We start from the raw sequence: 15,158 nt of genomic DNA on the forward strand, positions 1-15,158 counted from the left end.
CTGCCATCGCTACCTTAGAGTTATTGCAAAAGCTGGGAGTTGAGGTGAGCTATCCTGCGAAGCAAACCTGTTGCGGGCAGCCAATGGCTAATTCGGGATTTGAACACCTTGCGCAATCATGCAATAAGCTGTTTATAGATAATTTTTCAGGTTACGATTATATAGTCGCCCCTTCGGCCAGCTGCGTACTTCAGATAAAAGATCACCTGCAGTCAGTTACTGATAAGGATGCCGCAGCCCAGATCCGGGGAAGAATTTATGAATTGGTGGAGTTTCTCAGCGATGTGCTCAAAATTGAAATGCTGGATGCTCATTTCCCACACAAAGTAGGAATGCATCACAGCTGCCATGGTTTGCGTGGACTCCATCTTTCTCAAATGAGCGAACTGGTTGCACCTGAATTTTCTAAACCGCAGCACTTATTAAATATGGTGCAGGGAATTGAAATGATCGCGCTCGACCGGAAAGATGAATGCTGTGGGTTCGGTGGCTTGTTTTGCATCGCAGAAGAAGCAGTTTCAGTTAAAATGGGAAAGGATAGGATTACTGATCACACTAAAAATGGAGCAGAATATATTACTTCATCCGATTTATCCTGCCTGATGCATTTGGAAGGCATACTTCAAAGAAATAAAAGCAAGGTGAAGATTATTCATATTGCGGAAATACTAAACAGTTCTATAGCTTGAATATGAGAAGTACTGCGGATCACGCTGCTTTGGCAGAGCAATTTAATAAAGACGAGGAGCGGGTCGACTGGCACGATAGCGCTTTATGGTGGATTCGCCAAAAGCGGGACAAGTCGGCTAACTCCACCCCGCAGTGGGAGGAATTAAGAGAAGCCGCTTCTACCATTAAAAGTAATGTTATCTCTAACCTACACGATTACCTTTTACAGTTCGAAGAAAATCTTACAAGGAACGGTGTCCAAGTACACTGGGCTTCCGATGCTGCTGAGCATAACGAGATTGTATACTCCATCCTCAAGGCAAAAGAAATAACCCAGATGGTTAAGAGCAAGTCGATGCTTACTGAAGAGTGCGCATTGAATGAATACCTGCATGAAAGAGGAATAGAGGTGATCAATTCTGACCTGGGGGAATATATCCAGCAGATAGATAATGAACCGCCTAGCCATATCGTATTGCCATGTATCCATAAAAAGAAGGAGGAAATAGGGGAGCTTTTTCACGAACATCTCGGAACGGAAAAGGGGCTTTCCGACCCCACTTTATTGACCAGGGTAGCACGTAAGCATTTGAGGAACGTATTTCTTACGAGAAGGGCGGCACTTACAGGTGTTAATTTCGCTGTTGCGGAGACAGGTGAATATGTCGTTTGCACCAACGAAGGTAACGCAGATATGGGAGCACACCTTTCCGAGGTTCAAATTGCTTCGATGGGGCTGGAGAAGATCATCCCCGAAAGGAAACACTTAGGTGTATTTTTAAGGTTGCTGGCGCGAAGTGCAATCGGCCAGCCCATTACAATTTACTCCAGCCATTTTAAGAAACCCAGGCCGGGTCAGGAAATGCACTTGATATTGGTCGACAAAGGCAGGAGCAGTTTGCTAGCCCGGCCGGATTTCCGGGAATCACTTAAGTGCATTAAATGCGGGGGCTGCATGAACACGTGCCCGGTATATCGTAAAAGCGGGGGTTTAAGTTATCATAATACGATATCTGGACCGATAGGAGCAATTCTTGCACCTAATCTGGATATGGAACAGCATGCCGACCTACCTTTTGCATCGACTCTTTGCGGATCCTGTTCCAACGTTTGCCCTGTGAAAATCCCTATCCATGAACAGCTGTATAAATGGAGGCAAGTCATTGTAAAAGAAGGATATGTTGCCAATCGGAAGACTATCAGCATGAAAGCCATGTCGCTGACATTATCCTCACCTGATTTTTACCGTAGGGCGGGACTCACTGGCCGCTGGGTACAGAACTACGCACCCTTTGCGGTAAATAATAAATTCAATCCCTGGTATAAGCAACGCGACATGCCTGAAAGCCCTAAACAAACTTTTGGGGAATGGTACAGGAAGAATGTTAAAGAAAAAACAAAGAACAATGAATAGCAGAGAAAGGATACTCGCCGCCGTAAAGCAAAACCAACCCCCTTTGTCGATGCTTCCCGACATCACAATGTTTGGAGTAGTTGAAAGTGATATTGCAGCAAAGTATTCTGAGATATTTACAGGTATTGGGGGACATGTCATTCCAATTTCTCAATTGGGCGAAATCACAGATATCCTTCCGCAGCACTTCGACACCACTAAACGTATTGTAACAACTCTGGCTGAGCTAGGCGACACTGCGGAGCTGATCTCTGAAGATTCTGATCCGCATAGTTTTGATGATGTGGAAGTTGCAATAATTAAAGCAAGGTTGGCTGTTGCAGAAAATGGTGCAGTATGGCTTACGGAGGATATGATGGGCCAGCGAATCATCCCATATATCTGCCAGCACCTGGCAGTGGTAGTTTCTGAGGGCAGCCTGGTTGCTACAATGCACGATGCCTATGTTAAAATTGCATCAGAAGACTATGGGTTCGGCGGGTTTATAGGCGGCCCGTCCAAAACTGCTGATATAGAGCAAGCACTTGTATTGGGGGCGCATGGCCCGCTCAGTATGACCATTTTCCTGATCAAAGCATAATTACTGATTACACCGTTACCAATCTAATATGAAAGAACAGCATATAATTATCCGCGATAATTTGCGCGAAGAATACAAGGACGTTTATACCCCTGAAGCGCTCAAAGCCTTATCAGTGATGGCCCATTTCAATAGAGAAATCAAGGAGCTGATGGAAGCCAGGATTCAAAAAAGAAGCTTGCGCCAAAGAACTAAGTCACGGATATCATTCTATGATCCGGAAAGTTACATACCACGCACAAAGATTAAGGTTCAGGATGCACGCGAGGGAAAGTTCGAAGGTTCGGTAATACCTGCTGACTTGCAGCAGCAGTGGATCCAGGGCACAGGTCCAGCAGCAAAACCCAATGCAAGCCTTGAAAGCAGTATACGGAATGTTGCTTATGCACTCTTGTCCGGAGCGGATGGATGGATGTTTGACGGGGAAGATGCCCTTGGCCAAATAGCTAGTATGTCGCTTGATAATCAGCGGAACTTAAAGCTCGCAATCCGCAGGGATCCTGTATTCCTTAATGTAGCACAACAGGTAGCTGTAGAGATGAATCGCTGGTCGCAGGGGTTCCTGGGATATCCCGTGGTTAAAGACTGGGAAAAACAGCTGGATTTTACAACAAAGATCTTCCGCTGCAGGGGATTGCATCTCGATGACAGGCATGTAAAAGAATCTAATGGTGTGGCTCTGGCAGCTTCTATAACGGATCTAACTTTGTATGTAGTAAACAATTATCAAGAACTGCAAAAGGCTGGATCGTCCATAGTTCTGTATCTTCCGAAGATTCAAACTGCGGAAGAAGCGGCATTGTGGAATGAAATGCTAAGCGCGCTTGAACATCATCTAGGGTTAAAAAATGGATTTATTAAAGTTTACCTCCTGGTTGAGCAACTTGAAGCGACCTATATGTTAATGGAAATCCGTGCTGTTTTGGGAAAACACTTTATAGGCTATAATACGGGCCGTTGGGATTATATCAACAGTGTATCTGATGCGATGGCCTGGGATAAGGACTTTATCAACCCTAATATCGAGTCTATTACCATGACTTACGGTTATATGCGGAATTATGAAGACCGTGTCAGGCGCGCTGTCAACACTCCAGATATTAATGGCAATTTCGCCTTATGGCAGGGGGGGATGGAGCCTAATATACCGGTCGGTTCACCTGAAGGCGTGTCAGCAAGTATGGAAAAAGCAGTAGCAGGAGCGGAGCGTGAACAGCTTGAAGGAGCCAGCGGTAAATGGGTTGCCCACTGGAAAATGGTCAACATTGTAAGGCCTGTTTGGGAAAAAGCCGGTGAGCAGAACCAGTTAGGAAAGAAATTTCCACCATTGACTTACACTCAGGAAGGTGCAGATGGTTTGATCCTAATTGAGCCTGCCCCGATAAGTATCAGAGGTGCCCGTAATTTGTTAAGCGTGGCGCTGCAATACGGCAACGCATTTGGCCAGGGTATGCAGGCCGCGGCTCTTAAGGCTGCCGATTACTTCGGCAATGATGATATTCTTTATCTGATGGAGGATATGGCTACCGGTGAGATAAGGCTAAGTATTTTATGGGAGTGGCTTAATAAGGGTGCGAAGTTTACAGAAGATGACCCGGACACCGGGGTTAAGACCGGCGATGTACTTACAAAGGAATTACTTGAACGTTTAATGGACGAAGAATATCAGAAACTGCTTAAGGCGGGCAATAAGGACGTCTATGATGCCTCAAAAACCACCACACTGCCTATCGCGAAAGAAATAGCCGACTTTTACGTATTCAATGAGTTTAAAATTCCATGGTTTGTTGATCTGCTGAATATCAATTTGAATAACTCAGACTTGAGCACAGCTGAAGAACGGATTCGAAAATATATAGAAACGTTTAAGAAAGAGGGAAAACGGATTACTGAGAATCTTGACTTCGTTTTATAGAATTTTCTTTTAGAAGACACCGTGTGCCTGGGAAACTGTGAGTTTCTTTGGCTGACCTGAGTGCTTAAACCCGATGGAAGCGTAAAGCCCGCAGCCGTAAACAATTTCGCAAATTAGGGAAAAACGTGATGGCGAGGACTTGCAGCGAACAGCGGGACTAGCCTCCGCCACAGGCAGAAAGGTTCCTTTCCAAAAAAGAATGAAAAGTGAAGTTTATTTATTTACCCTTCCGGAAAAACACGCCTAGTATTTGTTCGGTGTTCAGCTATCAGTTGGTAAAAATCAATTATTATTCCCCTCTCCAGCCCCCTGGTCTGTTACCATTACGCGGTCCATTCGGCGAATTCTCATCCGGCCGTGGTCCATTTCCGCCAAATTTTCTCAGCGTCATATTCAACGATAACATGAAATATTGTCCTAAACGATTTGTTTGTCTGTCGATGATAAGATTATCAAATACATCTCTGGATATCCCGGTATTCTGATTCAATAGGTCAAATATTTCTAAACGGAGCCGTGCATTATTACCTTTTAAGAACTGGTATTCGGCATGGGCACCAAGGATTGTTGGATTTTGGATTATAGAATTGTTGAAACCACTATTCACGGTCTTGCTTAGATTGTAGCCAATGGTTAAATCTTTGAAGAAGTAATTTCTGCCCCTTACAGAGTATCTCATTGAATTAGTACGGCGGTCGTCAAAGTTCTCCTGTGAGTAACTTGTCGTATTGATTCCATAGGAAGTTTCGAACTCCACATCAACTACATCCTCTATATCGATCTCAAATTCAAGCTCCTGGCGGATGTTAAAGTTTTTCGCAATATTCTTATTGTTGTCGATGAAAGCCACGTTATTATTTAGTGAGGCGTCTCCGCTATATGTAATGGTAAACTTTCGATCGGAGAAAGGTTTTCCATAGGAGTAACCACCTCTGAGCGTGTAAAACCCATCTGTATTGGTGTAACTTGTGATTTGGTTGACGGTTCCGGGAACCAATATTTTCGTAGTAACGATTTTGTCTTCTGTCCGGTTGTAAGATAAGTTTGCAGAAAGGAAATGGCCCATGTTCCAATCTGTCTGATTGTACCGTGCATTGATCATGTGCATAAACTCAGGATTCAAGTTTGGATTTCCAGTAACCGTATTCTGAAGGTTAGAATTATCAGTTATCGGCTGAAGCTGCAAAAATCCAGGTTGATTATTCCTTCCCCAGTAGTTAACTTGCAATGATTGCTGTTTAGTGAAATTGTAAACAAATCTTGCTGATGGGATAAAATTAAAAGTCTTATTACTCGTATTGATATTTCTGCTCAAATTCTGTCCGGTCAGCAATGCTGGCTGAGCACTCATACCCAAAGTGTAATTGTATTTCTTTTCAATAAAGCGATAATTCAGCCCGAAACGGTTAGTTGTAAACTGATATTCGTAGCGATTGCTTAATTCGGGGTTGAATACCTGTGTGCCGTTAAGCACGTCGTTGGTATTTCTATTCGTGCTGTTTGTTGAACGGTTCCAGCCATAATTGAATTCAATATAATTTCTTTTCCCGATCGGTTCCATGTAGGAGATGTACACACCGGTTTGGAAATTACTGTTCGTATTGTCGATCAACTGGTTTTGAATCCTCGTTGAATCGAGCCCGGGCCTTGTAATTACATAGTCGTTCAAAACACCTCGGAAACTATCTCCATCTGATAGATTAAGATTAACACGCAGGCTTAAATTTCTCCCCTTTTTTGGCAACCTATGATTGAAAAATGCGTTAGTGGAGAGATTGGAGGATGAATTATCATTTGAATTTTGATTATCCCGAACCGTCAATAGATTTTCCTGAGTGATGGTATAAAATCCCAGGTTATTGGCATTTCCTGTATTGTGTGAGAATCGGGGTGAAATCCTTAAAAAGTTTGACGAATCTGGACGGTATTCCAGGTTGCCAGAAAAGTTATGGCTGTAATTGTCGCTTTCATTGTTGGTCCTCTCATCTTCCAGCCGGGTAAAGTCGTCAAGGAAGTTTTGAGTGAAAGCTTTTCCTATTGTGATATTTTGTCTGTTGTTAAAATTGTAACCAGCATCGGCAGAAAGTTTCTTGCTCCATTCGTTTTGGTAACTTAGCCCAGCGGCATTAGTCGAGGTAATGCCATCACCGCGACCGCGATTCGCATTCGTCACTGTTCCATCAAAAGAGACTCGTTCTTCGCCCCTGAAAATATTCCCTCTTATACCTGTATTATAACGATCCTCATTCCCTAATCCCGCATTTGCCCTGACGAAATAACCTTTGTTCTTATCTTCCTGGATAGTAATGTTCAGAATTTTCTCAGGTTCACCGGTCTTAATCCCCGTTAAATTAGCCTGGTCTCCATAGTCATCGATAAACTGCAAATTCTTAACAACCTCGGAAGGGAGGTTTTTAATAGCTGTGGCTACATCACCGCCAAAAAAGTCCTTACCATTTACACGAATCTTTGTGATTACTTGTCCCTGGTTAGTAACGTTACCATCGGCATCTACTTTAACCCCGGGAAGTTTACGTAATATTTCATCAACAGCATCACCTTCCCGTACGGGGAATGAAGAGGCATTGAAAGTAACCGTGTCTTCGCCCACTTTCATCGCCGTAACGGCAGTTACAACAACTTCATTCAATGAATTGACGCTTTCACGCAAGGTTATTGGCGGGACTGTCAGACTGCTGCCGTTTTCAATTTTATATTGCTTCATAAAGGTTTGAAAGCCAATAAAGGCAGCAGATAATGTAAAGTTGGTAGCTTTTACATTTGAAAGCGTAAATGCACCGTCAATGTTTACCGAAGTAGCCACGCTGTCTGTTCCCCATTTTAATTTTATTAGAGTGCCTGTTAATGGCACTCCGGCAGTATCCTTTACAGTTCCCTTTACGCTGTAAGTTTGAGCATAACTGAACGTAAAGGATAAAAGGAAAATAGATGTAAACAGAATTCTAATCATATAAAAAGCTTTTATAAAAGCATTTTATGCGTCACTCGGTATTTTCAAGTGATACAAAATAAATGCAAATGCCAAAGATATGCCAAGGGTATTTTTAAGCAGTCTTCTAAACATGAATGTTACAACTTTGAATGTCACAAAATGGGGAGGTAAAAAGTATATTGCTTTTGGAAAAGGTCTGTGGCTTAAACCTAAAAGCTGGATTTATCACTAATAAGCCTTTATCATAATATCTGAGTGTGATGAATCATACTTTTATTTACTTTAGAGATGTTATATATCCATCGCATGAAAAATATTTTATACTATATCCTGTTGGCTGTTATTGTTTCGATATATTTTAGCTGCACACGAAAATCGAATGATGCTTCCAGCCGGGAACTGCTTACCCCGGGCGATACTGTTCCAGGTAAAATGGTTTGGATTCCTGCGGGAAATTTCGACATGGGTTCTAATGATCCCGATTTTGCCGATGCACGACCAATTCACAAAGTTAACCTTAGAGGGTTTTGGATGGATGAACATGAAGTTACCAATGCCGAATTTGAACAATTTGTAAAGGCTACCAAATATCAGACAGTTGCAGAACAGCCACTTAATCCCGCGGAATTCCCTGGTGTTCCCATCGAGAATCTGGTCCCTGGCTCGGGCGTTTTTACACCCACTGCTCAGCCAGTATCTTACGAGGACCCCTTACAATGGTGGTCTTATGTCCGTGGTGCAAGCTGGCGCAACCCAAAAGGGCCTGAAAGCTCGGTTTCCGGAAGACCAAATGATCCGGTAGTGCATGTCAGCTATGCCGATGCTGCAGCTTACGCGAAATGGGCGGGTAAGCGCCTGCCTACCGAAGCCGAATGGGAATATGCTGCGCAGGGTGGAAAAGGCCAGCAAACTTTCTACTGGGGAAATGAGCTCAAGCCTGGCGGAAAGTGGATGGCCAACCTTTATCAGGGGAACTTTCCAAACGCAAATTCTTCGGACGATGGTTTCGAAGAACTCGCGCCAGTTAAATCATTCACGGCGAATGGCTATGGATTGTATGATATGGATGGTAATGTATGGGAATGGTGCAGTGATTTTTACCGGCCCGACTACTATTCAATGAGCCCAGCGAAAGATCCAAAAGGACCTAAAGATAGCTTTGATCCTGATGAACCGGGAGTAATAAAGCGGGTGCAGCGTGGAGGCTCGTTTTTATGCAGCGATCAGTATTGCATTCGTTATAAGCCAGGCAGCCGGGGAAAGGGTGAGATAAACAGCGCTAGTAATAACTTGGGTTTCCGGTGTGTAAAGGATAAGGCAGACTAGTGATATATATTATTTTCATTCTGTTCCATTAGATTATTCTCCGGTAATTAGTCAACGGGCCGTCTGAATTAATTTGTTTTCCATTATTATGTTAGTACATTCGGGTACGTAACCGTATTTGGATAATGAGTTAAATTCATTTAATGAAACAACCTATACATGGAACCTGGACAACTGGACCTTCAAATGAAATCAGTTTTGGAAAATTACCCCTTGAACTTATCGTTTTGCTCAAAGTATAACCGTAATCCTTGTTCCGTTTATTGGCCTTGCGCTTTATTCGGTATCAAATGATGAAAGAATAATGGGCAAATACCGGAAAAGCAGAGTTTCTATCGACGGAAAAACCCATGTAGACTTTAAACGAAAATAACCTGAATCACCAGTCAAACCATTAGGATATCAATTATGAAAGAAAACAAAACAGTTGCCGTTGGATCACTAACTCAAAGGGATACAATAACAGGACTAGTCATCATTGGATTCATGTTTTTCATGTTCGGTTTTACTTCCTGGATCAATGCCATTTTAATTCCCTATTTTAAGATCGCATTTCAGCTTAGCCACGCTGCTTCCTATCTTGTGGCCTTTGCCTTTTATATTTCATATCTGATATTTTCTGTACCCTCTTCCTTCCTTCTTAAAAGGGTCGGATTTAAGAAAGGGATGATGATTGGCTTCTGGGTTATGTCCGCCGGCGCTTTTATTTTTGTGCCTGCTGCAATCACTATGACCTATACTTTATTTCTCCTCGGTTTGTTCTCTATTGGAGCCGGCTTGGCTCTTCTTCAAACTGCTGCGAATCCATACATCACTATCCTTGGCCCAAAGGAAACCGCTCTCAGGCGTTTCAGTATCATGGGGATCTGTAATAAAGGTGCAGGAATTCTCGCCCCATTATTGTTTGCAGCAGTTATTTTTCGTGTAACCGATGGCGATATGTTTGATCAGCTTTCGCAGATGAGTGCAGCTGAAAAAGATGCAGCCTTACATGAGCTTATCCAAAGGATTATTGTACCCTATGCTTGTGTCGGTGTATTTTTGTTCCTGATCGGCCTTTTTATCCGTTTTTCTCCCTTACCTGAAATAGATACGGAACACGAAAGCGAGGAAGTGGCCCAGGCAAATTCCACCAAAACCAGTATCACCCAGTTTCCTCACCTTGTTCTAGGAGCAGTGGCAATTTTCCTGCACGTTGGAACCCAGGTTATTTCAATAGACACCGTGATCAGTTATGCAGGTACTATGAACCTGAACCTAATCGAGGCAAAGGTTTTCCCCTCGTACACGCTGACTGCGCAAATATGTGCTTACCTGGTCGGCATATCTCTCGTTCCAAGGTTCTTAAGCCAATTAACGGCACTTAAAATCAGTACGGTCTTCGGTCTTATTTTAACCCTTTTGATCATATTCGCTAAAGGCCAGGTCAGCTTTTTGGGCCATACGAATGATATTTCCCTTTGGTTCGTAGTTATGCTGGGATTAGCTAACTCCCTGGTTTGGGCTGGAATATGGCCGCTTGCGCTGGATGGATTAGGCCGTTTTACTAAGATAGGCGCATCACTTATGATTATGGGACTTGCAGGAAATGCAATCCTGCCTCTGATATATGGCTACCTGGTAGATATCTCCAATGCACGCGATGCATATTGGGTTCTCTTCCCGTGTTATTTGTACCTGATATTTTATGCCTTCCGGGGTTATGCATTGAGGAGCTGGTCGAAAATAAAAATATAAGTGTTTGGTGATAAGTTTTACGTAATTCGTTTAAACCGGTTTTTATCTTGTTATCTTGGTACTTTAAGCGATACACGACGTATAACCCATAACGTAAAAAACCTATGAGCAATTCTTCCCTCGAAAACTTACAAAATAAACATGCCGGTAATTACTATATGCAGCAAACAATGCGATGGTATGGACCAAATGATCCTGTAAGCCTTTCTGATATTCGTCAGGCCGGCTGTGCCGGTATAGTTACGGCACTTCATCATATTCCAAACGGCCAGGTTTGGACCGTAGAGGAAATTGAAAAAAGAAGGATTGAAGTCGAGCAGGCCGGGATGCTTTGGAGTGTTGTAGAAAGTGTGCCTGTTCATGAGAATATCAAGACGCAAACAGGCTCGTATTTAGAATATATTAACAACTATAAGCAAAGCATCCGAAATCTGGCGGCCTGCGGGATAAAATGCATCACCTATAATTTTATGCCGGTACTCGACTGGACCAGAACAGACCTTGCCTACACGGTGGAAGATGGTTCGAAAGCTTTACGCTTTGAAAAGGCTGCATTTATCGCCTTTGATCTCTACATCCTCAAACGCCCTGACGCCCGGAAAGATTATACCGATGCTGAAATCCAAAGGGCTGAATCCCGGTTTTCATCCATGTCTGACGAAGAAAAACATCGCCTTACCCGAAATATTATTGCGGGACTGCCCGGCAGCGAGGAGAGTTTCACTATTGAGCAGTTTCAACAAGCTTTGGATACATATAAAGGCATTGATCGTGAGAAATTAAGAAGTAATCTTATCTTTTTCTTAAAGGAAATAATACCGGTTGCACAAGATTGTGAAGTAAACATGGTCATCCATCCCGACGATCCACCGTATGCGATTTTAGGCCTGCCAAGGGTCGTAAGTACTGCTGATGATATCGACGCACTGTTTTCAGCAGTCCCACCTTTAAACAATGGATTGTGCTTCTGTACCGGCTCCTTTGGGGTTAGAAAGGATAATGATCTGCCTGCTATGGTTGCACGCTTTGCAGACCGGATTAACTTCCTGCATCTCCGCAGCACGCGGCGGAATGAATTCGGCGACTTCTTTGAAGATAATCATTTAGAAGGGGATGTTGATATGTACGCGGTTGTTAAACAGATCGTAGAGATTTCAAATAAACGAAAGGACTCCATCCCAATGCGGCCAGATCATGGCCACCAGATGTTGGATGACCTAAATAAAAAAACTAATCCGGGTTACTCGGCAATAGGCCGGCTAAGGGGATTGGCCGAGTTGAGAGGCCTGGAGATGGGAATTGCTCATACCGTGTTAAATAATCATCAAAACTAATTCTCAAAATTTTATGGATAAGACTAAAACAAATGAGATCCTGCAAAGCCCGGCTTTCAAGAAGTTGGTAAAAAACAGATGGAATATTTCCCTCACATTCACCTTCCTCATGCTTTTCGTTTATATCGGATTTTTGATGATTGTTGCTTATCAAAAGGAAACCCTAAAAATGCCGATTGGTGAATCATTAAATCTGGCGATTATCGTGGGTATTGGAATAATCATTTTTTCGTGGCTGATCACTGGTGTTTATGTTTATTGGGCAAATAATTATTATGACGCCGATGTAAAGGAAATTAAGAAAAATCTCTAAGCTATTCACCATTCATAAATTCATATGTTTCTAAACCTACTCCTTCAAGTCGGCTCTTCCGCACCTGATTCAACACTAGGGACGGCGAACCCAGTATCGATCGCAATCTTCTTTGTTTTTGTTGCAGTTACACTTTACATCACCTATTGGGCGGCCAAGAAGACTAAAACTGGTTCTGAATTTTATGCTGCCGGACGAAATATCTCTGGTTTTCAAAATGGACTGGCGCTTTCTGGCGATTATATGAGTGCAGCTTCCTTCCTAGGTATTGCTGGTATGGTTGCAACTAAAGGATATGATGGATTGATCTATTCCATTGGATTCCTTGTGGGATGGCCATTGATCATGTTCCTGATTGCTGAACCCTTGCGTAATCTGGGCAAATACACTTTCGCCGATGTGGTTGCTTATCGTTTAAAGCAGAGGCCAATCAGGATAGCATCCTCCGTAGGATCCTTGCTGACTATTACCTTTTATCTTATCGCTCAAATGGTGGGAGCAGGAACTTTAATTACAACACTGTTCGGACTCGATTATGAGATAGCAATTGTTATAGTGGGTATTGTGATGACCCTTTATGTGCTATTCGGTGGGATGATTGCCACAACCTGGGTACAGATTATTAAAGCAGTATTGTTATTATCTGGCGCAACAATCCTTGTAGTACTCGCGATGGCGAAATTTGATTTCAGCCCGGGTGCTCTTTTTGATTCAGTGCGGACACAATACGGGGCAGATATGCTGGCTCCGGGTGGCTATATCACCAATCCGCTTGACGCGATATCTCTGGGTCTTGCGCTCATGCTGGGAACTGCCGGCTTGCCGCATATCCTGATGCGTTTTTACACCGTTCCTGATGACAAGGCTGCACGTAAATCGGTTTTCGTTGCCACTGGGTTTATTGGTTATTTCTATATCCTGACTTTCTTTATCGGGTTTGCGGCTATGGCGCTTGTAGGGAAAGATTCGATCGAAGTGCTCGATAAAGGCGGTAATATGGCAGCCCTGCTGCTTGCAGAGCATACCGGGGGTAGCGCTTTTCTCGGTTTTATAGCTTCTGTAGCGTTCGCGACAATCCTCGCTGTTGTAGCGGGATTAACCTTGTCGGGGGCGTCCAGCATCTCACACGATCTTTATGTACACGTTGTAAAGAATGGTGTATCAGATGAAAAAGGAGAGATTAAAGTGGCAAAAAGGGCCACTATTTTCCTTGGCTTACTTGCCGTGGGTTTAGGTTTTATATTCAAAGGGCAGAATGTTGCATTCATGGTTGGACTGGCATTTTCAATTGCTGCCAGCGCCAATTTCCCCGCTTTGCTGATGTCGATAATCTGGAAAGGGTTTACCACGAAGGGAGCTGTCTTGAGTATCATTACGGGTGCAGCGCTCTCCCTGGTGCTTATTGTTTTGAGCCCAACTGTATGGGTAGATGTATTCGGTAATGCAGAGGCTATTTTTCCTTTAAAAAACCCCGCTTTGGTGTCAATGACTTTAGCTTTCATTGTAGGTATAGTTGTGTCACTAATGAAACCTGAGCCGGAAGCTGCTGAGAAATTTGAGAGTGAGAAATTAAGGACATACCTCGGTGTAGGTTCCGAACAATAATTAAAGTCTGATTGCCTTGGTGATCAGGCTTTTTTATTAAAAACTATGATACAGGCCGATACTCAAAAACAACAGGTGCTTCGGACCTGGATTCATCAGATTCTCAACCCGGTAATCAACACCTGTTTCTATCTTGTTTTTGTCCGAAATATCATATCCCAGTGAAGCCAACCCCCTTATTTCCATGTCGCCCTTAGAATCCTGCAAAATGCCAAGGTATTCATTATTTATTTTCAGATAGAACTCTCCGGGGTCCACTTCAAGTCCATTTAACGGTTTTTCCCAGCTTATCCTGTAACGTAAGCGCAGTTGAATAGCCTCATCCTTCTCCACAGTTTGATCGGTGCGGAAACGGTGAGCTATCCTGGATGTCAGAAGTTTTTGTGTAATGGCATACTGCTGAATAAACCGGTGGGTGAATGCACCGTCCGAACGCCTAATCAGATATCCTCCTCCCCAGGTATTTATAGGATCCAGGCGTTTCGTGGCTATCAATTCCACATCAAAACGGTCGAACTCCCTTTGCTTACGACCTTCCGGATAAGGATTTTTAAAGAAGATCTGTCTTCCCTCAAATTTGGAGTTGAGTTTCCATTGCTCCGCGATCTTGAAATCGGAATTGATCTGAGGTATTAATCCAATTTCGTTCTGCGCAAAACTTTCAAAATACAGGAAACATACAAGAGCACAAACAATATATAATCTTATTCTTTTCAATCCAGATCTATCTGACACTAATAAATTAAATTTTGGTTGGTACGCTGTACGATCCTGGATTCACGGATTATCTCTCCTTTATAATCCGCCAAAACTTCATAATAATCTGTACGACGGTCTTTTGTACCCTGAAGTGTTATTTCATAATTTGTAGCATATTTTCCTGCAATTTTTTCACCTCTGATTAAAGCTGCCAACTCAGCGGCATCTCCCACCCATTGTATTTGGGTTTTCTGGATCCTGAATCTAGAGAACCTGTTTTCCAGGTTCTTTTCGACTGCATTCCTGACGTTTTCAGGAATGGAATTGAAACTAACTACCATTTCTATATCCTGCAGATCACCGTCGGTGCTAAATTTAAGGCTATACAATTTTCCATCTCTTTTTCCTTTTGCTTCAATTGCTTTACCGTCCAGATTCTCTTCACCGTACCACTTCATTCTAACCCCTTCGAAATTGCTTTCAACATATTGCAAAGCCTTTGCCGATACTTCGGATTCTTTGATTCTGTACTCGCGTTCTAATTTTTCCTGGGAGTAGGAGAGGGTAAATTGTGAGAATAAGACTATAAGCAGGATGTATTTTTTCATGTTGT

At 43.0% G+C, this 15,158-nt stretch carries 12 protein-coding genes; 9 read left to right on the plus strand and 3 right to left on the minus strand.

The features are described 5' to 3' along the window. The 4 genes from WBJ10_RS00110 to WBJ10_RS00125 all read left to right on the plus strand — a co-directional run. Nucleotides 1-689: (Fe-S)-binding protein (locus WBJ10_RS00110; RefSeq protein WP_424287412.1), on the plus strand; the 689-nt coding region annotated here is incomplete at its 5' end. A 2-nt stretch (nucleotides 690-691) separates the two neighbouring features. After that, nucleotides 692-2,083 carry a lactate utilization protein B gene (locus WBJ10_RS00115; RefSeq protein ID WP_424287414.1) on the plus strand — a complete coding sequence of 464 codons (1,392 nt, stop codon included), beginning with the start codon at nucleotides 692-694 and terminating at the stop codon, nucleotides 2,081-2,083. Further along, on the plus strand, nucleotides 2,076-2,663 hold the full coding sequence (locus tag WBJ10_RS00120; protein ID WP_424287416.1) for a LutC/YkgG family protein: 588 nt from the start codon (nucleotides 2,076-2,078) through the stop codon (nucleotides 2,661-2,663). The genes WBJ10_RS00115 and WBJ10_RS00120 overlap by 8 nt, the downstream gene beginning before the upstream one ends. Nucleotides 2,664-2,691: 28 nt before the next feature. Beyond that, nucleotides 2,692-4,578, plus strand: coding sequence for a hypothetical protein (locus WBJ10_RS00125; protein WP_424287418.1), 1,887 nt, complete (start codon nucleotides 2,692-2,694; stop codon nucleotides 4,576-4,578). A 289-nt stretch (nucleotides 4,579-4,867) separates the two neighbouring features. On the opposite strand, the gene WBJ10_RS00130 is transcribed toward WBJ10_RS00125, so the two are convergent. After that, nucleotides 4,868-7,549: an outer membrane beta-barrel protein gene (locus WBJ10_RS00130; protein WP_424287420.1), complete on the minus strand. Its 2,682-nt coding sequence runs from the start codon at nucleotides 7,547-7,549 to the stop codon at nucleotides 4,868-4,870. A 288-nt stretch (nucleotides 7,550-7,837) separates the two neighbouring features. On the opposite strand from WBJ10_RS00130, the gene WBJ10_RS00135 reads away from it, so the two are divergent. The 5 genes from WBJ10_RS00135 to WBJ10_RS00155 all read left to right on the plus strand — a co-directional run bounded on the left by WBJ10_RS00135 (nucleotide 7,838) and on the right by WBJ10_RS00155 (nucleotide 13,846). Beyond that, nucleotides 7,838-8,857 carry a formylglycine-generating enzyme family protein gene (locus tag WBJ10_RS00135; RefSeq protein WP_424287422.1) on the plus strand — a complete coding sequence of 340 codons (1,020 nt, stop codon included), beginning with the start codon at nucleotides 7,838-7,840 and terminating at the stop codon, nucleotides 8,855-8,857. 408 nt (nucleotides 8,858-9,265) lie between these two features. Further along, nucleotides 9,266-10,594 carry a sugar MFS transporter gene (locus tag WBJ10_RS00140; RefSeq protein WP_424287424.1) on the plus strand — a complete coding sequence of 443 codons (1,329 nt, stop codon included), beginning with the start codon at nucleotides 9,266-9,268 and terminating at the stop codon, nucleotides 10,592-10,594. A 104-nt stretch (nucleotides 10,595-10,698) separates the two neighbouring features. Continuing rightward, on the plus strand, nucleotides 10,699-11,928 hold the full coding sequence (gene uxuA / locus WBJ10_RS00145; protein WP_424287426.1) for a mannonate dehydratase: 1,230 nt from the start codon (nucleotides 10,699-10,701) through the stop codon (nucleotides 11,926-11,928). Between the two features lie 13 nt (nucleotides 11,929-11,941). Then, nucleotides 11,942-12,241, plus strand: coding sequence for a DUF485 domain-containing protein (locus WBJ10_RS00150; RefSeq protein WP_424287428.1), 300 nt, complete (start codon nucleotides 11,942-11,944; stop codon nucleotides 12,239-12,241). A 24-nt stretch (nucleotides 12,242-12,265) separates the two neighbouring features. Further along, nucleotides 12,266-13,846, plus strand: a complete 1,581-nt coding sequence (locus WBJ10_RS00155; RefSeq protein WP_424287430.1) for a sodium:solute symporter family transporter — start codon at nucleotides 12,266-12,268, stop codon at nucleotides 13,844-13,846. A gap of 36 nt (nucleotides 13,847-13,882) precedes the next feature. On the opposite strand, the gene WBJ10_RS00160 is transcribed toward WBJ10_RS00155, so the two are convergent. After that, nucleotides 13,883-14,563, minus strand: a complete 681-nt coding sequence (locus WBJ10_RS00160; RefSeq protein WP_424287432.1) for a DUF2490 domain-containing protein — start codon at nucleotides 14,561-14,563, stop codon at nucleotides 13,883-13,885. A 17-nt stretch (nucleotides 14,564-14,580) separates the two neighbouring features. Continuing rightward, nucleotides 14,581-15,153 carry a hypothetical protein gene (locus WBJ10_RS00165; RefSeq protein WP_424287434.1) on the minus strand — a complete coding sequence of 191 codons (573 nt, stop codon included), beginning with the start codon at nucleotides 15,151-15,153 and terminating at the stop codon, nucleotides 14,581-14,583. Nucleotides 15,154-15,158 lie beyond the last annotated feature (5 nt).

It is taken from the genome of Daejeonella sp., from assembly GCF_049655485.1.
In the GTDB taxonomy this organism is placed as follows: domain Bacteria; phylum Bacteroidota; class Bacteroidia; order Sphingobacteriales; family Sphingobacteriaceae; genus Daejeonella.